The sequence below is a fragment of the Pseudomonas sp. NPDC088368 genome (genome assembly GCF_044753445.1).
GTDB classification, from domain to species: domain Bacteria; phylum Pseudomonadota; class Gammaproteobacteria; order Pseudomonadales; family Pseudomonadaceae; genus Aquipseudomonas; species Aquipseudomonas bambusae.
The window spans coordinates 613,986-635,650 of the sequence record NZ_JBIVNG010000001.1 but is presented as its reverse complement, the minus strand read 5'-3'; the positions used below and the strand labels follow the sequence as shown (position 1 = coordinate 635,650).

Sequence of the window (21,665 nt, the reverse complement as noted above, 5' to 3'; positions counted from 1 at the left end):
TTAAACATTCAAACCGCGTAGCGCCGCCCTCTCCTTCTAATGAAGAAAAGGGCGGTGGGTCGACTTAAATTCCCTGTTCGGCGAACGGAACCGCCAGCGCGAGCGCCGCGTCCAGCCCGGCAGCGTCAACGCCGCCACCTTGTGCCATATCAGGACGACCGCCGCCTTTACCGCCTACAGCGGCAGCCGCTTGCTTCATCAAATCACCGGCTTTGAGTTGGCCAGTCAGGTCCTTGGTGACACCCGCCACCAGCACGACCTTGTCTTCATGCACACCGCCGAGCAGGATCACTGCGCGACCGAGTTTGTTCTTCAACTGATCCACCAGCGCCAGCAGCGCTTTGCCATCCTGACCGTCGAGACGGGCAGCGAGGACCTTGGCACCTTTGACGTCCACCGCTGCGGCCGACAGATCGTCGCCCGCAGCGCTGGCCGCCTTGGCCTGCAGTTGTTCCAGCTGTTTTTCCAGCAGACGGTTGCGCTCCAGCACAGCCGTCAGTTTGTCCACCAGATTGTCGCGATTGCCTTTGACCAGGTTCGCGGCTTCCTTCAATTGCTCTTCAGCGGTGTTCAGGTACGCCAGCGCCACAGCGCCGGTGACCGCTTCGATACGACGCACACCCGAAGCCACGCCGCCTTCGCTGATGATCTTGAACAGTGCGATGTCGCCGGTGCGGTTAGCGTGAATCCCGCCGCACAGCTCGACGGAGAAATCACCGCCCATGCTCAGCACGCGAACGCTGTCGCCGTACTTCTCGCCGAACAGCGCCATGGCGCCCTTCTTCTTGGCGGTTTCGATGTCGGTTTCTTCGGTCTCGACGGCGGTGTTCTTGCGAACCTCGGCGTTGACGATGTCTTCCAGCGCCTTGATCTGCTCAGGCTTGATGGCTTCGAAGTGGCTAAAGTCGAAGCGCAGGCGCTGACTGTCAACCAGCGAGCCTTTCTGCTGGACGTGATCGCCCAACACTTGACGCAGCGCGGCGTGCAGCAAGTGCGTGGCCGAGTGATTCAGGGAGGTGGCTTGACGCACTTCGCCAGCGACCTGGGTGCTCAGCGTGGTGCCGACGGTCAGGCTGCCCGACACTTGCACACCGTGGTGCAGGAACGCGCCGCCGGTCTTGGTGGTGTCGCTCACGTCGAAACGGATGCCGTTGGCAGTCAGGTAACCGCTGTCGCCGATCTGGCCGCCGGACTCGGCGTAGAACGGGGTCTGATCGAGGATCACAACGCCTTCTTCGCCTTCGTTCAACTGCTGAACCGACTGACCTTCCTTGTAGATGGCCACGACCTTGGCGTCGCCCGCCGTGGCCGAATAACCGGTGAATTCGGTCGGCACATCAACCTTGACCAGGCTGTTGTAGTCCATGCCGAAAGCGCTGGCCGAACGGGCGCGCTCACGCTGGGCGTCCATCTCGCGCTCGAAACCGGCCTCGTCGAGGGTCAGGTTACGTTCACGGGCGATGTCGCCGGTCAGGTCCATCGGGAAGCCGTAAGTGTCGTACAGCTTGAACACGACGTCGCCCGGGACGACGGTGCCTTTCAGCTCGGCCAGGTCCTGTTCGAGGATTTTCAGGCCCTGCTCCAGGGTCTTGGCGAATTGCTCTTCTTCCGCTTTCAGTACGCGCTCGATGTGCGCCTGTTGGGATTTCAGCTCAGGGAAGGCTTCGCCCATCTCGGCGACCAGCGCAGCCACGATCTGGTAGAAGAAGCTGCCCTTGGCGCCCAGCTTGTTGCCGTGACGGCAGGCGCGACGAATGATGCGGCGCAGCACGTAGCCACGGCCTTCGTTGGACGGCAGCACGCCGTCAGCGATCAGGAAGCCGCAGGAACGGATGTGGTCGGCGACGACTTTCAGCGATGGCTGAGCGTCATTGGTGCAACCGATGGCCTGGGCGGCAGCGGCCAGCAGGCTCTGGAACAGGTCGATCTCGTAGTTCGAATGCACATGTTGCAGGACGGCGCTGATCCGCTCCAGGCCCATGCCGGTGTCGACCGACGGCGCTGGCAGCGGGTGCAGCACGCCATCGGCAGTGCGGTTGAACTGCATGAAGACGTTGTTCCAGATCTCGATGTAACGGTCGCCGTCTTCTTCCGGCGAGCCCGGCGGCCCACCCCAGATGTCGGCGCCGTGGTCGTAGAAGATCTCGGTGCAAGGACCGCACGGGCCGGTATCGCCCATGGTCCAGAAGTTGTCAGACGCGTAAGGCGCGCCTTTGTTGTCGCCGATGCGAACCATGCGCTCGGCCGGCACGCCGACTTCCTTGGTCCAGATGTCATAGGCTTCATCGTCGGTCGCGTAGACCGTGACCCAGAGCTTGTCCTTCGGCAGTTTCAACACGCCGGTCAGGAAGGTCCAGGCGAAGGTGATCGCATCGCGCTTGAAGTAGTCGCCGAAGCTGAAGTTACCCAGCATTTCGAAGAAGGTGTGGTGACGTGCGGTGTACCCGACGTTTTCCAGGTCGTTGTGTTTGCCACCGGCGCGCACGCACTTCTGGCTACTGACCGCACGGGTATAGGCCCGTTTTTCCTGCCCCAGGAAGCAATCCTTGAACTGGTTCATGCCTGCGTTGGTGAACAGCAGGGTCGGGTCGTTGCCCGGAATCAAGGAGCTGGAGGCTACTCGGGTGTGGCCTTGCTCTTCGAAGAAGCGAAGGAAGGCTTCACGGATTTCTGCGCTTTTCATAGGTTCTTCCACGGGAACTGCGGCCGGAGCCAACTGCATAACGTCATTCGACGAAACGACGGCAAAGGGCCGCATTATATAGGCGTTACTGCCACGGTACAGCGTCTTTGTACGATAGATGCCGCCAATTGGATTATCGGTCGGTTAGCGGCTACCGAATTCGGCAAACGCGGCGACCACCCGCTCCATTTGCGCCGCCGAGGCGTCAAGGTGCGTGACCATGCGCAAACGCGGGGCAGCACTGAGGACGATACCTCGCTCGGCACAGAAGGCTTTGAAACGTTCGGCACGGTCGCCGATGTGCACGTAGACCATGTTGGTTTGCACGGGCTCGACCTCGAAACCCAGTTCGCTCAGCGCCTTGCCAAGAAACGCCGCGTTGGCGTGGTCGTCGGCCAGACGCTCGACCTGATGCTCCAGCGCGTATAGGCCTGCCGCTGCAATCGATCCGGCTTGACGCATGCCGCCGCCGACCATCTTGCGTAACCGGCGTGCCTTGGCGATGAACTCCGCAGAGCCACACAGCACCGAGCCAATCGGCGCGCCGAGGCCTTTGGACAGGCAAACCGACACCGAATCGAAATGCTGGGTGATTTCTCGGGCTTCCACGCCCAGCTTGACGGCGGCGTTGTAAAGACGTGCGCCATCCAGATGCAGGGCCAGGCCCTTTTCGCGGGTCAACTTGCGGGCCGCCGCCAGATACTCCAGCGGGAGCACCTTGCCCTGCATGGTGTTTTCCAGGGCCAGCAGGCGGGTGCGTGCGAAATGGAAATCGTCGGCCTTGATCGCGGCCACCACCTGATCGAGGTCCAGCGTGCCGTCGGCCTGGTTGTCCAGCGGCTGAGGCTGAATCGAGCCCAACACCGCCGCGCCGCCCCCTTCGTATTTGTAGGTGTGCGCCTGCTGCCCAACGATGTATTCATCGCCGCGCTCGCAGTGCGCCATCAGGCCGAGCAGGTTGCTCATGGTGCCGGTGGGAACGAACAGCGCCGCCGCGAAGCCCAGACGCTCCGCCAGCCATGACTCCAGTTTGTTGACCGTCGGGTCTTCGCCGTACACGTCGTCGCCCAGAGGCGCACGGGCCATGGCGTCGCGCATGCCTGCGGTGGGTTGGGTCACTGTGTCGCTGCGCAGATCGATAACCGTCACGATGAAGCTCCCTGAAAGATGATTCGAACCTCAGTCTTGAGGCCGGGACCTCAGATAATCAAGGCTTCGGGCCGCGATGCCAAGATGGGCTTATAAGAAAAGCTGATGAAAACCATCAAAAAGGCTCCATGCACATTCTGAAAATCTGTGTTACAAACTGCACGCCGACGAATTATGCAGTCGGCAACGTTCTCAGGGCGGGGTGCGATTCCCCACCGGCGGTAATGGCGTGCAAAGCGTCTAGCCCGCGAGCGCTCGCGTTGCGAGGTCAGCAGATCTGGTGTGATTCCAGAGCCGACGGTCATAGTCCGGATGAAGAGAGAACGGGATAGGCACCACAGGATCGTCTCGCAGCCGTGTCACGGGCGTATGTTGCCCGGACGGTTGACGCTCGTACCCTGGCATCCCCTTCGATCCAAAGCGCCCTGTTTTTTAATTAAACAGGAGTCAGAACACATGCAACCTACCGCTATCCACGCTCACGAGCGCATCGCTTTCATTCAAGCTTGCTGGCACAAAGATATCGTCGATCAGGCGCGCAAAGGCTTTGTCGCCGAGATGGCCAACCATGGTTACGCCGAGAGCGACATCGATTTCTTCGAAGTCGGCGGCGCCTTTGAAATCCCCCTGCACGCCAAACTGCTGGCCAACAGCGGTCGCTACGGCGGTATCGTGGCCGCCGGCCTGGTGGTCGATGGCGGGATCTACCGTCACGAATTCGTGGCTCAGTCAGTCATCTCCGCATTGATGCAGGTTCAACTGGAGACCGAAGTGCCGGTATTCTCGGTGGTCCTCACCCCGCATCACTTCCACGCGGGCGAAGAGCATCACAATTACTTCTTCAATCACTTCGTGCACAAGGGCCAGGAAGCGGCGAAGACTTGCGCGGACACCTTGGCGAAGCTGCGTGCAGTGCGTCGTTTGGGCGAATCGCAAAAAGCGGTGGGATAAGAGAAACGTCTGTAGGAGCGCGGCTTGTCCCGCTCCTACAAGCCCACCCACTGCTTCAGCCCAACTGCTCATCCGTCGTCGGCACGATCAGAATCCCCGCCCGCAAACCGTTCTTGACCTTCGGGTTCGGGAAGATGATGCGGGCGCCCTCTTCTTCGACCACCCAGCGTGAATTGGACGCGTCCTCGGCCAGCAGGAAGCCTTTATCCAACTGGGTGAAGTTCTCGATGTCGTCTGGCAGGTGCAGACGAAACGCATCGCTGCGCTTGATGACTTCCCGCGCCACGCTGAACAGTTTCAAGCCATCGATCTGATCGCCCACCAGAGGCTCTGAGCCCTTGATCAGTAGCTCCAGCGTTGCCTTCAACGGCGCGAGGTTGACCTGCTGGTTTTGCCCGAACGGCCGCGCCTTGCCCAACTCCAGCGTGAAAGCCTCGGCCCCCAGCTTGTCGTAGGTGTAGGCACTGAACACAATCGACGGCTTGTTCTGCAACAACACCGCTTCCATGCCCGCCTTATGGAGACGCACCAGTTCACGGCGTGAATGCTGGCGCCCTTCCTTCCACGGGTAAAGCGCGAACTGCTCGATCTTCGAGCCACGGATCGCCGTGTGCAGGTCGTAATGCAGTCGATAACGGTCGGGAAGGCTGAAAAAGCTCGCAGCCAGACGTTCCAGCTCGCAGGCCCGCAGCGCTTCATTGCCTTCGGTTTGCTCGTGACGGCCATTGAACAGCCGATTGACGTCCTGCTCGACGTAGCGCGCGCCGCGACGCATCGCTTCGGGGTTGCCGAACAGAAACAGAATGCGCGCCCGAGGCTTGAGTTCGCCCCGGGCGATGGCGTGAATCAGCTCATCCAGCAATTCGATGGGGGCTGTTTCGTTGCCATGAATGCCCGCAGACAGCAGCAGGTCGGTGCCATTGTCCTTCGCGTCGGGGGGCCGGACTTCCAGCGCCCCTTCGGCCAGCCAGCGCAAACGCACGCCGTCGACGGTCAGTTGAGTCTTTGCTGCGGGTTCACGACCCGCCAGGGTCAGTTCAAGCAGTTTGCCGAGGGCGAGCATAGGACGAGCTCCTGCTTAGTGATTGCAATCCGGGCCGTGCACATGGCCTTCTTCGTCGTCGCCGCCAACGTCAGCCGGTTCCATTTCCAGCTGCAGACTCACGAGGTTGGTCGCCAGCGGGCGCAGCAGCAGGTTGGCGTATTCGGCGTCGCCCTCCTCGACGTCCACACCGATCAGCAACTGGCCACGGCCGTCTTGCTGAATCCACACTTCTTTGCCCTGCCAGATCACGGCGAAACGCGTGCAGGAGGTTTCCAGCTGAGTGCCGTCGGTGTCTTCAAGGATCAAACGCAGGGCGTCGGTCATAAAAATTCTCTCTGTAAAAGCAACGGCATCGCGGCCTGACGCCGCTTACGGATCAGGCGCGATGGAGGAAATGCATCAATTGAGTTGGAAAGGATAGACCGCGCCCAGCTTCAGGTGCTGCGTCAGTTCATCCAGTGCCGTGCGGCATTCGGTCAGCAGTTGCGGGTCCGCCAGGTCGCTTTCGCTCAGGCGATCGCGATAGTGCTTGTCCACCCACTGCGTCAGCGTGTCGTACAACGGCGCGGTCATGATAACCCCTGGATTGACCGCCGCCAGTTCCGTTTCATTCAGCGCCACCCGCAAACGCAGGCAGGCCGGGCCGCCGCCGTTCTGCATGCTTTGCTTGAGATCGAACACCTTGACCTCGCGAATCGGGCTTTCGTCCGCGATCAGGCGTTGCAAGTAATGCCATACGCGTTCGTTGCTGCGGCATTCTTCCGGCACGATCAGCAGCATCGAGCCATCCGGGCGCGACAGCAACTGGCTGTTAAACAGATAGGAGCGGACAGCGTCTTCCACGCCCACTTCGGTACGCGGCACGCAAATGGCCTGGAAACGGCCGCCGCGACGGCTGAGCTTGTCGTGCAGTTCGCTGAGCATGTGCTCGGTATTGAGGAAGGCGTCCTCGTGATAAAAAAGCACTTCGCCGTTGCCGACCGCGATCACGTCGTTGTGGAACACGCCCTGATCGATCACCGCCGGGTTCTGTTGCGCGTAGACCACGCCTTCATCGCTCAGGCCATGCAGACGCGCGACGGCTTGCGACGCTTCGAGGGTCTGGCGCGCCGGATACTTCTGCGGCGCCGGGAAACGGGTGTCGAACGCCGCACGACCGAACACGAAGAACTCGACGCCCGCCTCGCCGTAACTGCGGCAGAAACGCGTGTGGTTGGCCGCGCCTTCATCGCCGAACTGGGCAACGGCAGGCAAGGCGGCGTGATGAGCGAAGTGCTGCTGATCAGCAAACATGGCGCCCAGCACGCGGCTGGTGGTCGGGTGTTCGATGCTGCGGTGGTATTTGCAGTTGAGGTTCGCAGCGGTGAAATGCACGCGGCCGTCAGCGGTGTCGGCACTCGGGCTGACCGTCGCGGCGTTGGCCACCCACATGCTCGACGCCGAGCAACTGGCGACCAGCAGTGGCATGGATTCCTTGGCCGCACGTTCGATGACCTGGGCGTCGGTACCACCGAAACCCAGCTTGCGCAGGCCCGCGATGTCCGGGCGCTCCTGTGGCGCCAGCACACCCTGGGTGAAGCCCTGCTCCATCAGCGCCTTCATTTTCGCAAGCCCTTGCAGCGCCGCCTCACGGGGGCTCGACGACTGCTGGCAATTGCTCTGGGACGCGACGTTGCCGTACGACAGTCCGCCGTAGTTATGGGTCGGCCCCACTAGACCGTCAAAGTTGACTTCACAGGATTTCATCGGTGAGGCTCCGTGGATCTGTTTTTATAAACATCAATGTTCGGTTACACCGCGGCCATTGTAGGAGCCGGCTTGCTGGCGAACGGGGTGTGTCATCCAACACACCCGTGCCTGATACTCCGCCTTCGCCAGCAAGCCGGCTCCTATAGATCAACCGCAAGCCCGGTATTCCCGATTCAATTCAAGGTAATACCCGGCGTCAGGCTCGTCGGCAACGCGAGGGTCCCGCTCTCCAGCGACGCCACCGGGTACGCGCAGTAGTCCGCCGCGTAATAGGCACTGGCGCGATGGTTGCCCGAGGCCCCTACCCCACCGAACGGCGCGGTACTCGCAGCGCCGGTCAGTTGCTTGTTCCAGTTGACGATGCCCGCCCGGCTCTGCAACCAGAACTGCTGATAGCGCTCCTGTGAATCCGACAGCAATCCCGCCGCCAGACCGTATTGCGTGGCGTTGGCCTCTTCGATGGCCCCCGCAAAATCCGCATAGCGAATCACCTGCAACAACGGGCCGAACAGCTCCTCGTCCGGTCGATCGCTCACGTCGCTGACGTCCAGAATCCCCGGCGTCAGCAACGCTGAGTTCGTGTCAGGCTGGGTCATTTCCAGCAACGCCACTGCACCATTGGCCAGCAATTGTTCCTGAGCATCGACCAACCCCTGCGCCGCTCGCAGGGAAATCACCGAGCCCATGAACGGTGCTGGTTGCTCGTCGAACGCGCCCACCTGAAGGGTCTTGCTCACCTCGACCAGACGCGCCATGAACGCATCACCCCACGCCCCTTCAGGCACCAACAGGCGACGCGCGCACGTGCAGCGCTGGCCAGCGGAAATGAAGGCCGACTGAATCACGGTGTACACCGCCGCATCGACGTCAGCGACCTGATCCACGACGAGCGGATTGTTGCCGCCCATCTCCAGCGCAAGAATCTTGTCCGGACGCCCGGCGAATTGCTGGTGCAGCGAATTGCCGGTGCGGCTGGACCCCGTAAAGAACAAGCCGTCGATACCGGCGTTGGCCGCCAGCGCGATGCCGGTTTCCCGCGCGCCCTGCACCAGATTCAACACGCCCTTTGGCAGGCCTGCGTCGATCCAGCATTGCACCGTCAGCTCAGCGACTTTCGGGGTCAGTTCGCTAGGTTTGAACACCACGGCGTTACCGGCCAGCAGCGCCGGGACGATGTGGCCGTTCGGCAAATGCCCCGGAAAGTTGTAAGGCCCGAACACAGCGACCACGCCATGGGGCTTGTGCCGCAGCACGGCGGTGGCATCGCCCAGTGGGCCGCTCTTCTCGCCCGTGCGTTCGCGATAGCTCTGAATCGAGATCGCGACCTTGTTGACCATGCTGGTCACTTCCGTCGCCGATTCCCACAGCGGCTTGCCGGTTTCCTCACCGATGCAACGGGCGATGTCGTCGGCACGGCTTTTCAGCGTGGCAGCGAAGGCTTCCAGCACAACGATGCGCTCTTCCAGCGTGCGCGTTGCCCAGGCCGGGAAGGCCTGACGAGCTGCAATTACGGCTGCGTCGACCTGTTCGGCCGTGGCGCCCTGGCCTTTCCAGATCACCTGTTGCGAGACCGGATTCAGCGACTCAAACGCCTCCCCCTGCCCGGCTAGCCAGTTGCCTGCGATATACAACGTGTTCATCACACACCCTCCCGGGCTGGAGACAGCGGCACCGCACGCACCTGATCACCTGCGGTCAGGCGCAGGCGCTTGGCGGTCATCGGATCGACCACCAGCGTTCCGGCTGCGAATCGCGCAGGTGCAGCCGTGATTCGGCAGTCTTCGCGCTTGCGGTTGTGGATAAGGAACGGCGTCGCGTCATCGCCCGGCGTGCCGACCGCAAGGACCAGCGCCTGGCTGTCGCGAACGGCGCGGATCTTGGTGGTCTCGCACTCAATCGCAGGCCCTGCGTCGAAGATGTCGACGTAACCCTGATAGCTGAAGCCTTCGGCTTTGAGCATGGTCAGCGCGGGTTCGGTGCTGGTGTGCACGCGACCGATGACGTTGCGCGCCGCCTCCGACAGGAAGCAGCTGTACAGCGGGAATTTCGGCATCAGCTCGGCAATGAACGCTCGGTTGCCCACGCCGGTCAGGTAATCGGCCTGGCTGAATTCCATCTTGAAGAAGTGACGACCCAGGCTTTCCCAGAAAGGCGAATGGCCCTGCTCGTCCGACATGCCGCGCATTTCAGCGATGATCTTGGCGCCGAACAATTCAGGGAATTCGGCGATGAACAGCATCCGCGCTTTCGACAGCAGGCGGCCGTTAAGGCCGTTGCGGAAATCGGCGTGCAGGAACAGCGAGCACAGCTCTGAATTGCCGGTCAGGTCGTTGGCCAGAAACAGCGTCGGGATTTCACGATAGATGTTCAGTTCTTGAGAGGCGCTGACCGTCAGGCCGACCCGGTAGTTGTACCAGGGCTCACGCAGCCCCACCGCCCCCGCGATGGCGGAGATACCGACCACGCGCTCATCATCGTCTTCAAGCACGAACAGGTAGTCGGTGTCGCCCCGCTCGGCGTCGCCACGAAAGGTTTTTTCGGCCCAGCCGACCCGGTGCGCCAGGCGCTCTTCATTGGCTGGCAGCGTGGTCAGGCCTGCGCCGGTGCTGCGCGCCAAATCGATCAGCGCCGGTAGGTCACTGCTACGTACGGGACGAACGATCATGCTTTCTCCTCAAGCCGGTCTCGATCAGACACCGGCGAACTCGCGAACCTGCGACACGGCAACCGGTAGCGGTCGCCAATGACTCAACTGTCAAACCGGGACAATGCGCACGCTGGCGCCTTCACCCACACCCAAAGCCTCGGCGGCCGTCAGGCTCAGGGTCACGGGCTTGCCAGGGACCCAGTCCAGTTCCAGCATCACGGCGCGGTAATCCTGCAATTGGTTGTTGGCGACCAGATAAGGACGCCCGCCTTTCACGGCGTCGCCGCTGTCCACGGTGTCGACTTTCACCGGCACCACGCGGCTTTGCGCAATCGAACGAATCCCCGACACGCGGGCATGCAGCGTCGGACCGCCGTCAAAGATGTCGATGTAGTGATCGGTTTCGAAGCCTTCGCGCATCAGGATGTCGAACGTGATCTGGGCGCGAGGATGCACTTGGCCCATGGCTTCTTGCGCCTCATCAGGCAGCAGCGGCACGTAGATCGGGTAATGGGGCATCAGCTCCGCGAGGAAGGTCCGGCTTTTCAAGCCACAGATGCGCTCGGCCTCGGCGTAGTTGAGGTCGAAGAAGTTGCGACCGATGGCATCCCAGAACGGCGAATCACCGTTTTCGTCGCTGTAGCCGACGATCTCGGTCACCACCGAATCAGCGAAGCGCTCAGGGTGCGCCGCGACAAAGAGCAGGCGAGCCCGGGAGTTGAGTTCCGACCACAGCGTGCCCACCAGCTCCGGCAGCACATAGAAGCTGGTCAACAGACTGTTGCCGGTCAGGTCGTGGCACTGGGAAAGCACGTGAATCTTGTTGTGGATCTTCAGTTCGCGGGAGGCATGAACGAAGGTTTCGTTGCGGAAACTGTAGAACGGCTCGGAGTAACCCGCTGACGCGACGATCCCGGAGCAGCCCACCAGACGCCCGGACTCGGTGTCTTCCAGCACGAAGAAATAGGTTTCCTCGCCATTGAAGCTGACTTCGGCGGCGAACGACGCTTCGGACGCGGCGATCTTGTCGCCCAGACGGCCAGCGTCATCCGGCAGGGACGTGACACCAATCGGGCTGTCTGCGGCGAGTCGTTGGACCTCGCTCAGATCAGCCATTTGCGCAGGGCGCATTACCAGCATGGTGTCACTCCTTGAGAAAAACAGGCCGGCGAAATCCGGCATGGGAAAGAAAAAAATAAGGGAAGCTGGCGCCGGCCCCTGTCTTGCGTGGAACCTGTGGGAGCCGACTTGCTGGCGAAGGCGTCGTGTCAGTCAACATCGTTGTCTCTGAACGGACGCATTCGCCAGCAAGCCGGCTCCCACAGTCAAGCAGCGTTGCTTAGGCCTGGGTCAGCTTGGCCACGGCACGTTCAAAACGATCCAGACCTTCGTTGATGTCCGCGTCTTCGATCACCAGGCTTGGCGCGAAACGCACCACGTCAGGACCGGCTTGCAGGATCATCACGCCTTCGTGTTCAGCGGCGTTGAAGAAGTCCTTGGCCTTGCCCTTCCAGGCATCGGTCAGCACACACCCGATCAACAGGCCCATGCCGCGCACTTCGCTGAACACACCGTATTGCTGGCCGATCTTCTCCAGGCGCGCCTTGAACAGTGCATGTTTGGCATTCACGCCATTGAGGACTTCAGGGGTGTTGACCACGTCGATCACCGCCTCGCCCACCGCGCACGCCAGCGGGTTGCCGCCGTAAGTGGTGCCGTGAACGCCGACGGCCAGGTGCTTGGCCAGTTTTTCGGTGGTCAGCATCGCAGCCATCGGGAAACCGCCGCCGATGCTCTTGGCGCTGGAAAGAATGTCCGGCACCACTCCGTAATGCTGGTACGCGAACAGGTGACCGCTGCGACCCATGCCACTTTGCACTTCGTCGAAGATCAGCAGCGCGTTGTGTTCGTCACACAATTTTCGCGCGCCTTGCAGGTATTCCAGCTCGGCGGGCAGTACGCCGCCTTCGCCCTGAATTGGCTCCAGCACGACCGCGCAGGTCTTGTCGCTGACCGCCGCTTTCAACGCGTCGAGGTCGTTGAACGGCACGTGGGTGATGCCGGTGATTTTCGGGCCGAAACCGTCGGAGTATTTCGGCTGACCGCCGACACTCACGGTGAACAGGGTACGACCGTGGAAGCTGTTCAGCGCGGCGATGATTTCGTACTTCTCGGTGCCGTACAGATCGTGGGCCACGCGACGGGCCAGCTTGAAGGCCGCTTCGTTGGCTTCGGCGCCGGAGTTACAGAAGAACACGCGATCGGCGAAGGTGGCGTCTACCAGCTTCTTGGCCAGGCGCAGCGCCGGCTCGTTGGTGAACACGTTGGAGACATGCCACAGCTTGTTGGCTTGCTCGGTCAGGGCGCCGACCAGCGCCGGATGGGCGTGACCCAGCACGTTGACCGCGATGCCGCCGGAGAAATCGACCAGTTCACGACCCGCCTGATCCCAGACGCGGGAACCCTGACCGCGCACCGGGATGAACGCCGCAGGGGCGTAGTTGGGGACCATCACCTGGTCAAAATCGGCACGTTGCACCGGAACTTGCTCAACGGACATCGGAGTCTCCTGAAGAGGAACGCCTGCCTGGGACTGGCGAGCGATGGAAGGATTGTAAGGACTGATTTCGGTCCGGCCTTGCCGCCAAGCGACAACTTCTTATAGCGCAAAACCGGCTTTTTCCGAGGCTTTCGGCAATGCGACAAATAGCGTCGGAAAGGCGCAGTTTAAACGTTGGGAGGGCAGGATGCTCGTCTCAGTCACACGAGACGGGGCGCATACACACATGACGCGAACATCCCGCCCGCTTCTGCCGAAGGCGTGGGAGCTGCCGGGGTGGCGCTCCACCTTGCCTGCGATCTGGCGCGAAGCGGCAGTGAAACCAACCACCTCGTTGTGTCAGGTTGAATAAGTCGTCAGGTCTTACTGCCGCTGCGCAGCAGATCGCAGGCAAGGTGGAGCGCCACCCCGGCACTCCCACGGCCTCCGGCCAGAATCAACGGCGGACCGGGCTGTAGCAGCTACATCTTACGGCCTGAGACCGTGATCAACCGCGCTCGGCAGGCACCGACGACAGTTCAAACGGGCTGCTGCTGCGTCGCTGGTTGCGGTCTTCGCGGGGGGTGGCGCCGAAGAAGTTGCGGTAGGCGCTAGAGAAGTGCGGGCCGGAGGAAAAGCCGCAAGAAAGGCCGATCTGGATGATCGATTTGCTGGTCTGCATCAGCATCTGCCGGGCCTTGTTCAGGCGCAGCTCCAGGTAATACTGGCTCGGCACGCGATTGAGGTATTGCTTGAAAATCCGCTCCAGCTGGCGTCGGGACACGCACACATGCTGGGCAATTTCGTCGGTGGTCAGCGGCTCTTCAATGTTGGCCTCCATCAACAACACGGCCTGGGTCAGCTTCGGATGGCTGGACCCCAGTCGGTTTTGCAACGGAATGCGTTGACGCTCGCCCCCTTCCCGGATGCGCTCGACGACCAGCTCTTCCGAGACCGCGCCCGCCAGCTCGGCGCCGTGATCGCGAGCCAGCACGGCCAGCAGCAGGTCCAGCACCGACATCCCGCCACACGCGGTCAGGCGATCGCGGTCCCAATCGAACAGATGGCTGGTGGCGATGACCTTCGGGAAGCGCTCGGCGAAATCGTCCTGCCAGCGCCAGTGCACGGCCGCGCGGTAACCGTCGAGCAAGCCCAGTTGCGCCAAGGGGTAAACACCCGCTGACAGCCCGCCGATCACACAGCCTGCCCGCACGAGCTGCTTGAGCGCCCCGGCCAAGGCGGAAGCCATGGGCGCAGGGGGTTCGTCGGCAATGAGGAAAACTTTCTGACAGCCTTCAAGGCGACCGCCCCACGGCTCACCCGGCAATTGCCAACCAGCGCCAGCGCCTTCGGCGGTTGGCTCGGCTTGCATGAACGTCAGCTCATACACCACCTCGGGGTGAACGCGCTGAGCGACACGCAGGGCTTCCTCCGCCAGCGCCAGGGTCAAGGCTTTGGTGCTGGGCCAGATAAGAAATCCGATTCGATGGGCAGTCATGGCGTGCAATCCGAAACGTGTCGCTGTTGGGGGTCACACGCCGGGCGTGTGAAGTGAATCTGTTGCGTTCAGTTCATGGCAGCGGTCAAAGTGACGCGCAGCATGAACTGTTCCGAGACAAAACGCACCGTTCGAGACGGCACCAATCGTTACTTCAGGCTGCCCGAAAGAAACTGCTGAAGGCGCTCCGATTTCGGGTTGACCAGCACTTCGCGGGGGTCGCCGCTTTCTTCGACCAACCCCTTGTGCAGAAAGATCAATTGGTTCGACACCTCACGGGCAAAGCCCATTTCGTGGGTCACCACCACCATCGTGCGGCCTTCTTGCGCCAGGGCTTGCATGACTTTCAGTACGTCGCCCACCAGCTCCGGGTCGAGGGCCGAAGTCGGTTCGTCGAACAGCATGACTTCAGGCTCCATCGCCAACGCCCGGGCAATCGCCACGCGCTGCTGCTCGCCACCGGACATGTGCCCCGGAAAGGCATCCTTGCGGTGAGCGACGCCGACTTTGTTCAGGTAGTGCTCGGCCTTTTCCAGCGCCTCTTTCTTCGGCACGCCCAAAACGTGAATCGGCGCCTCGATGATGTTTTCCAGCGCTGTCATGTGGGACCACAGATTGAAATGCTGAAAGACCATCGACAGGCGCGAACGCATGCGTTGCAGCTGTTTCGGGTCCGCCGCCTTCAAGCCGCCGTCCTTGTTGGCCACCAGTTTCAGCTCTTCGTTGTTGAGCAGAATGCGACCGGATTTCGGCTGCTCCAGCAGGTTGATGCAGCGCAAAAACGTGCTTTTGCCCGAGCCGCTGGAGCCGATGATGCTGATCACATCACCCGCCTTCGCGGTCAGCGAAACGCCTTTGAGCACTTCGTGACTGCCGTAGCACTTGTGCAGGTCCTGGACTTCCAGTTTGTTCATGATGTCGGTTCTCACAAGTAATCAGTCACTGAGCAGGCGGCCGCTGCGCAACGGGGTGCGCCCCGCCACTTTGGCCATCCAGAAGCCCGGCTGGGCGTAACGCAGTTTTTCGATGGCGAACAGCACGCCGGCCGTGCCCGCGCAGACCGTGGTCACGCGGTCGGTCAGTGGGTCGATGACCTCGAACAACGGCTCGCCGGGCTCGACCCAGGCACCTGCCGGACGCAGAAAGGTCAGCACGCCGGGGTGCGGCGCGTAGATCATTTCGGTGCCTTCGAACGGCATGCCTTCACAGGCCTCATGGGCCGGTTGCGGCCACTCGCCGCTGATCAGGCCCTGCTCGCCCAGGAATGCCAGAATCCCCTCGGCGTACGCTTCGGCTTCGGCCTTGCCGGTGTTGGACTGGCCACCCAACTCCAGGGTGGTGGACATGCAGGCCAACGGAATCTGCGCGTCGGGAAACTGCTTTGCCAACCGTAACCATGGCAACGAACAGGCTTCGTCGAACGAGCTGCCGCCGGAGTCTTCCGCCAGCAAGCCGACGCTGACACCCAGACGCGCCGACAGGGATCGCCATTGCGGCCAATGCTGCGGCAGCGCGTACATGTGCAGAGACGCGTCGGTGTCGCAGTGCAGATCGAGGACGATATCGGCGTTGCAGGCGTGGCTCAACAGCACACGCTGCATGCCGGCCAACTCGCTGCCCGCAGGCGACAATTCGGCCAGCACATCGGCCATGGCCTGACGAATCAGCCGGACGTTGGCATGAGGATCATCGCCCAGTTTTCCTGCTAGCCGCTCGGCCACCGGCTCGCTCAGTTCGGTGAAATCACGGTTGAAATTCTTGCCACTGCCGTACTCGAAACGGCCCTGATGATTGCCTTGCAGCAATTGCCCCAGACCGATCGGGTTGGCCACCGGCACCAGTTCGATCACACCGTTCAACCGACCTTGCTCTTCAAGCTGTGTCAGACGCTTTTTCAGCTCCCAAGCGGTGCGCATGCCCGGCAATTCGTCGGCATGCAGGCTGGCCTGGATGTAGGCCTTGCGCTCGCCCTGACCGAAACGGAACACGCTCAACGTGCGCTGGGTGCCCAGGTTGCCCCACGGCAAATCATGATCGATGCGTTGCATATCAGTGCTTCCTCGGTGCGAGGTAACTGAGCCAGCGGCGCTCGGCCAGCTTGAACAGTTTCACCAGAATGAAGGTCAGGCACAGGTAGAACACGCCCGCCGTGATGTACGCCTCGAACGGCAGATAGAACTGCGCGTTGACCGTGCGCGCCGCGCCGGTGATGTCGATCAGCGTGACGATGGACGCCAGACTCGTGGTCTGCAGCATCATGATCACTTCGTTGCTGTATTGCGGCAGTGCCCGGCGCAGAGCCGAAGGCAGCAGGATGCGGCGGTACATTTTGGCCTTGGACATGCCCATCGCCCGCGCCGCTTCGATTTCGCCCGGTGGCGTGGATTTAAGGCTGCCCGCGATGATTTCTGCGGTGTAGGCACTGGTGTTGATGGCGAAGGCCAGGCAGGCGCAAAAGGTTGCGCTCGACAGCCATGGCCAGAAAATGCTCTCGCGGACGGCTTCGAATTGCGCCAGGCCGTAGTAGATCAAGAACAGTTGCACCAGCATCGGCGTGCCGCGAATGACGTAGGTGTAACCCCAGGCCAGCAGGTTGACCCAGGCGACTTTGGAGACGCGCATCAACCCAAGCGGCAAAGCAGCCAGCAGGCCGAAAAACAGCGACAGCGCCAACAGTTTGAGGGTGATCAACAGGCCACCGAAGTACAGCGGCAGGTTATCCCAGACGACGTTGTAATCGAAGATCATAGGTCAGCCACCCTGACGCCAGCCGAGTAGCGTTTTTCGATGTAACGCAGCACCAGCAGCGAGACGCTGGTGATCACCAGGTACATGGCTGCCACGGCAAGGAAAAAAGTGAAGGGTTCGCGGGTGGCATCGGCCGCCTGCTTGGCCTTGAACATCATGTCTTGCAGGCCGACGACGGAAATCAGCGCGGTCGCCTTGGTCAGCACCAACCAGTTGTTGGTGAATCCTGGAATCGCCAGACGAATCATCTGCGGCACCAGGATGCGGAAAAACACCCGACCGCTGCTCATGCCATAGGCCATGCCGGCTTCGGCTTGCCCTTTGGGAATGGCCATGAACGCGCCGCGGAAAGTTTCGGAAAGGTAGGCACCAAAGATGAAACCCAGCGTGCCGATACCGGCCATCAGCGGGTTCAAATCGATGTAATCGTCGTGGCCGAGCAACGGCGCGACGCGGTTGAGCACGTCCTGACCGCCGTAGAAGATCAGCAGGATCAGCACCAGGTCGGGAATGCCGCGGATGACCGTGGAATACAGGTCACCCAGCCAGGCGAGCCAACGCACCGGCGACAGGCGCAACGACACGCCGATCAGCCCGAGCACGATGGCCAGCGCCATGGAGCACAGGGCGAGTTGCAAGGTCAGCCATGCACCGTCGAGGATGACGGCTCCGTAGCCTTTCAACATGTTGTTTGGCCCTCGAACACGGGATAGAAAAATGGCGCGATCAGAAGGATGAGGACCCTGCCGATTGCGCCATTACGGACGAACGTCGACTTACTTGCCGTAGATGTCGAAGTTGAAGTACTTGTCCTGGATCACCTTGTATTTACCGTTCTCACGGATCGCTGCGATGGCGGCGTTGATCTTGTCCAGATCGGCCTTGTCGCCCTTGCGAACGGCAATGCCCACGCCGTCGCCGAAGTAGTTGACGTCGGTGAACGCCGGGCCGACGAACGCGTAGCCTTTGCCCGATTCAGTGTTCAGGAAGCCGTCTTGCAGCAGAGTCGCGTCGGCCACGGTGCCATCGAGACGACCGGCGCCGATGTCCAGGTAGATTTCGTTCTGCGAGCTGTACGGCTTGATTTCGGCGCCCAGCGGAGCGAGGACTTCCTTGGCGAAACGCTCGTGGATCGAGCCACGCTGCACGCCGATGTTCTTGCCCTTGAGTTCGGTCAGGCCGTCACTGACGACAGTGCCTTGCTTCATGACCAGACGGGCTGGGGTGTTGTAATACTTGTTGGTGAAGTCGACGGACTTCTTGCGGTCTTCGGTGATGGACATCGAGGACAGGATGGCGTCGATCTTGCGCACTTTCAGCGCCGGGATCAGGCCGTCGAACTCTTGCTCGACCCATACGCATTTGACTTTCATCTCTTCGCACAGCGCATTGCCGATGTCGTAGTCGAAGCCGACGATGCTGCCGTCCGGCGCTTTCGAGGCGAATGGAGGGTACGCCGCTTCGATGCCGATCTTCAGGGGCTTTTCATCGGCGAACACAGGCTGTGCCAATACGGACAACGCCAGCGCACCCAGCAGCATGAGCTTTTTCATTCGTGGAACTCCATCGGTATAACGCGACAAGTGGCAGTGAGCGAAGCGCTCAATGTGCAGAAGGAATAACTGAAATTGCGACGCGAGGTGCCGTCGGGTCTCAGGGCTCGACAGGCCTTCGGCGAGTGGTCGGCATTTTAGCGGCAGGCTGGAAGTCGATATTTCTTCAATGCGACAACTAGTTACAGAAGCACCGAGAAAGCCGATCAGCCTGATTGACAGCCCAGAAAGTTTGTGTCTGAGCCAGTAGCGGCAAACCTATCAACGAAGCAAATAACGCGCCCATTATTGGCAAAGCCTTCTAATCCGGCAAGTCTGGCGTGTCGAACGGTAATTACGTAGCGATGAATTGCACGGATTGCGGGGAGATATGCCTCATTTCGGGGCGCGAGGTTACACGTGCTGACTGGGCGGTAACAAATCGATATATATCTCAGTAAACACCTCGTGCCGACACACCGCTTTCGCTGCCGTCGTAACCTCCGGCGTCTCCCACAGCAATCCAGACAACTCAAAACTCCGTGGCGAACGCAGGACCTGTGGGAGCTTCCGGAGGTTACGACGGTGGCGAAAGCGGTGTGTCAGACAGGACGCCTTCACCACTGTCGTAACCTCCAGAAGCTCCCTCAGGGGCAAGGCGCTCAGGCTGAATTTATGAACGACTGAAAACAAAAACGCCCCGCCCGGCTTTCACCGGACGGGGCGCTTCACAACCGCAAGCGTCAGGCGACGTTCATGGTCTTGTGCGTCTCTACCAGATGCGCCACCACACCCGGATCAGCGAGCGTAGAGATATCACCCAGCGCGTCGTACTCCCCCGTGGCGATCTTGCGCAAGATGCGGCGCATGATCTTGCCGGAGCGGGTTTTCGGCAGGCCCGGCGCCCACTGAATGACGTCAGGCGAGGCAATCGGGCCAATTTCCTTGCGCACCCAGTTGCGCAGTTCGATGCGCAAGGCTTCGTCTGGCACTTCGCCGCCGTTCAAGGTGACGTAGACGTAGATGCCTTGCCCTTTCAGGTCATGCGGCACGCCGACGACTGCGGCTTCCGCGACTTTCGGGTGGGCAACCATCGCGCTTTCGATCTCAGCGGTGCCCATGCGGTGGCCAGACACATTGAGCACGTCATCGACGCGACCCGTGATCCAGTAGTAGCCGTCTTCATCGCGACGGGCGCCGTCACCGGTGAAGTACATGCCACGGAAGGTCTTGAAGTAGGTGTCGACGAAACGGTCGTGATCGCCGTACAGGCTGCGGGACTGGCCTGGCCACGAGTCGAGGATCACCAGGTTGCCTTCGGCCGCGCCTTCGATCAGGTTGCCGAGGTTATCCACCAGCGCCGGGATCACGCCGAAGAACGGCTTGGTCGCCGAACCCGGCTTCAACGCCGTCGCACCCGGCAACGGGCTGATCAGAACACCGCCGGTTTCGGTCTGCCACCACGTGTCGACAATCGGGCAGTTCTGTTTGCCGACGGTGTTGTAGTACCAGTTCCAGGCTTCCGGGTTGATCGGCTCGCCCACCGAACCCAGCAGGCGCAGGCTCGAACCGTCCGCGCCTTCAACGGCTTTGGTGCCTTCGGCCATCATGGCGCGAATGGCGGTGGGTGCGGTGTAGAGGATGTTGACCTTGTGCTTGTCGATGATCTGCGACATGCGGGTGATGTCCGGGTAATTCGGCACCCCTTCGAACAGCAGCGTGGTCGCGCCATTGGCCAGCGGGCCGTAGACGATGTAGCTGTGACCGGTGACCCAGCCCACGTCGGCGGTGCACCAGTAGACTTCGCCCGGCTTGTAGTCGAACACGCGCTCGTGAGTCAGCGCCGCGTACAGCAAGTAGCCCGCCGTGGTGTGCAGCACGCCTTTCGGTTTGCCAGTGGAGCCTGAGGTGTAAAGGATGAACAGCGACTCTTCGGCGCCCATTTCTTTCGGCGCGCAGGTGGTCGAAGCCACTTCCAGCAGCGTGTGGTACCAGATGTCGCGATGGCGGTTCCACTCGATGTCGCCACCGGTGCGCTTGCACACGATGACTTTCTGCACGCTGCTGGTTTCGGGGTTGGTCAGGGCGCGGTCAACGTTGGCCTTGAGCGCGGTGCGCTTGCCGCCACGCAAACCTTCGTCGGCGGTGATCACGACTTTCGATTTGCAGTCAATGATGCGACCGGCCAGGGCTTCCGGCGAAAAACCGCCGAATACCACGGAATGGATCGCGCCGATGCGAGCGCACGCCAGCATGGCAACCACGGCTTCCGGGATCATCGGCATGTAAATGGTCACGACGTCGCCACGGTGCACGTCCTGGCCGCGCAAGGCGTTGGCGAACTTGCAGACTTCTTCATGCAGTTCGCGGTAGGTGATGTTGCGGCTTTCGGAAGGGTCGTCGCCTTCCCAGATGATCGCGACCTGATCGCCACGCTCGGCCAGATGACGGTCCAGGCAGTTGTAGGAAACGTTCAGGGTGCCATCGGCAAACCATTTGATGTCGACGCGGTGATCGTCGAAGGACGTCTGTTTGACGGTGCTGAAGGGCTTGATCCAATCCAGGCGCTTGGCCTGCTCACGCCAGAAGCCATCCGGGTTGACCACCGACTGCTGGTACATGGCCTTGTAGGTCGCCTCGTCAGTCAGCGTATTGGCTGCCACTTCAGGGCGGACGGGGTACAGGGAAGCCGCACTCATCTTTCTTACCTCGGTGGAAATGTTGTTTTTGTATGAAACCGTTGTATCCGCCGAGGGCCACGAAAGCCATTCGACGATGGTCTTACCGGCCTTCAGCATAACGCCGAAACGCGCTCAAGGGCCCGGTTTGTGGCAAATCTTCATCCTAGTCCTACGACCAAAGAACGAGAGCCTTAGTGCGTTGCGGCGCGTAAAGCGCGATTGTTACCAGAATGCTCAACAGTCTTTATCAAAAGGGTTTCTATATAACCCGAGCGCAGACGCCTAGAATTCATTTCGCCAACACGGCAAACGATTGACAACTAACAGCCCTCCACACCGGCCTGTCAATCCGCAACTAAACCTGTAAACAACTGACTTCACACAAAATCCCACAAGGGTTTTGCGCACCCTGCCGAACGGCATTCCTGTCTGGCAGCGTTGAC

17 protein-coding genes and 1 riboswitch are annotated in these 21,665 nt (G+C 61.1%); of the genes, 1 reads left to right on the top strand and 16 read right to left on the bottom strand.

Annotated features, from left to right (window positions below):
- Positions 1-64 precede the first annotated feature (64 nt).
- Both alaS and ltaE read right to left on the bottom strand, forming a co-directional pair.
- Complete coding sequence (gene alaS / locus ACIQAL_RS02710; protein WP_401142085.1) at positions 65-2,683, bottom strand: alanine--tRNA ligase; 2,619 nt, start codon at positions 2,681-2,683, stop codon at positions 65-67.
- A gap of 144 nt (positions 2,684-2,827) precedes the next feature.
- Positions 2,828-3,832: a low-specificity L-threonine aldolase gene (ltaE, locus tag ACIQAL_RS02705; RefSeq protein ID WP_401142082.1), complete on the bottom strand. Its 1,005-nt coding sequence runs from the start codon at positions 3,830-3,832 to the stop codon at positions 2,828-2,830.
- A gap of 184 nt (positions 3,833-4,016) precedes the next feature.
- Positions 4,017-4,161: riboswitch (FMN riboswitch) on the top strand.
- A gap of 127 nt (positions 4,162-4,288) precedes the next feature.
- Between ltaE and ACIQAL_RS02700 the strand changes: the two genes are divergently transcribed.
- Complete coding sequence (locus ACIQAL_RS02700; RefSeq protein WP_166593293.1) at positions 4,289-4,783, top strand: 6,7-dimethyl-8-ribityllumazine synthase; 495 nt, start codon at positions 4,289-4,291, stop codon at positions 4,781-4,783.
- Positions 4,784-4,838: 55 nt separating this feature from the next.
- Here ACIQAL_RS02700 and astE read toward each other — a convergent pair whose 3' ends face one another.
- The 14 genes from astE to acs form a co-directional block, all read right to left on the bottom strand.
- On the bottom strand, positions 4,839-5,846 hold the full coding sequence (gene astE, locus ACIQAL_RS02695; RefSeq protein WP_401142080.1) for a succinylglutamate desuccinylase: 1,008 nt from the start codon (positions 5,844-5,846) through the stop codon (positions 4,839-4,841).
- Positions 5,847-5,861: 15 nt separating this feature from the next.
- Positions 5,862-6,152 (bottom strand): topoisomerase II, encoded by a 291-nt coding sequence (locus tag ACIQAL_RS02690; protein WP_166593295.1) that lies wholly within the window; start codon positions 6,150-6,152, stop codon positions 5,862-5,864.
- A gap of 75 nt (positions 6,153-6,227) precedes the next feature.
- A complete protein-coding gene (astB, locus tag ACIQAL_RS02685) occupies positions 6,228-7,574 on the bottom strand; it encodes an N-succinylarginine dihydrolase (RefSeq protein ID WP_401142077.1) in 1,347 nt (448 codons plus the stop codon).
- 176 nt (positions 7,575-7,750) lie between these two features.
- Positions 7,751-9,220, bottom strand: coding sequence for a succinylglutamate-semialdehyde dehydrogenase (astD, locus tag ACIQAL_RS02680; protein WP_401142075.1), 1,470 nt, complete (start codon positions 9,218-9,220; stop codon positions 7,751-7,753).
- Positions 9,217-10,242: an arginine N-succinyltransferase gene (gene astA / locus ACIQAL_RS02675; RefSeq protein ID WP_341959405.1), complete on the bottom strand. Its 1,026-nt coding sequence runs from the start codon at positions 10,240-10,242 to the stop codon at positions 9,217-9,219. The genes astD and astA overlap by 4 nt, the downstream gene beginning before the upstream one ends.
- Positions 10,243-10,332: 90 nt before the next feature.
- Entirely contained in the window at positions 10,333-11,364 is a 1,032-nt protein-coding gene (aruF, locus tag ACIQAL_RS02670) for an arginine/ornithine succinyltransferase subunit alpha (RefSeq protein ID WP_166593299.1), read from the bottom strand.
- A 199-nt stretch (positions 11,365-11,563) separates the two neighbouring features.
- Positions 11,564-12,784: an aspartate aminotransferase family protein gene (locus ACIQAL_RS02665; RefSeq protein WP_401142071.1), complete on the bottom strand. Its 1,221-nt coding sequence runs from the start codon at positions 12,782-12,784 to the stop codon at positions 11,564-11,566.
- A 487-nt stretch (positions 12,785-13,271) separates the two neighbouring features.
- Positions 13,272-14,261 (bottom strand): transcriptional regulator ArgR, encoded by a 990-nt coding sequence (gene argR, locus ACIQAL_RS02660; protein WP_401142069.1) that lies wholly within the window; start codon positions 14,259-14,261, stop codon positions 13,272-13,274.
- Between the two features lie 149 nt (positions 14,262-14,410).
- Positions 14,411-15,175, bottom strand: coding sequence for an ABC transporter ATP-binding protein (locus ACIQAL_RS02655; RefSeq protein ID WP_081569194.1), 765 nt, complete (start codon positions 15,173-15,175; stop codon positions 14,411-14,413).
- A gap of 21 nt (positions 15,176-15,196) precedes the next feature.
- On the bottom strand, positions 15,197-16,309 hold the full coding sequence (locus ACIQAL_RS02650) for a succinylglutamate desuccinylase/aspartoacylase family protein (RefSeq protein WP_401142065.1): 1,113 nt from the start codon (positions 16,307-16,309) through the stop codon (positions 15,197-15,199).
- Between the two features lies 1 nt (position 16,310).
- Positions 16,311-17,009, bottom strand: a complete 699-nt coding sequence (locus ACIQAL_RS02645; RefSeq protein ID WP_341959415.1) for an ABC transporter permease — start codon at positions 17,007-17,009, stop codon at positions 16,311-16,313.
- Positions 17,006-17,695, bottom strand: coding sequence for an ABC transporter permease (locus tag ACIQAL_RS02640; RefSeq protein ID WP_401142062.1), 690 nt, complete (start codon positions 17,693-17,695; stop codon positions 17,006-17,008). Before ACIQAL_RS02640 ends, ACIQAL_RS02645 begins: the two co-directional genes overlap by 4 nt.
- A 90-nt stretch (positions 17,696-17,785) precedes the next feature.
- Positions 17,786-18,562, bottom strand: coding sequence for an ABC transporter substrate-binding protein (locus ACIQAL_RS02635; protein ID WP_401142060.1), 777 nt, complete (start codon positions 18,560-18,562; stop codon positions 17,786-17,788).
- 722 nt (positions 18,563-19,284) lie between these two features.
- Positions 19,285-21,240, bottom strand: a complete 1,956-nt coding sequence (gene acs / locus ACIQAL_RS02630; RefSeq protein WP_401142057.1) for an acetate--CoA ligase — start codon at positions 21,238-21,240, stop codon at positions 19,285-19,287.
- Between the last annotated feature and the right edge of the window lie 425 nt (positions 21,241-21,665).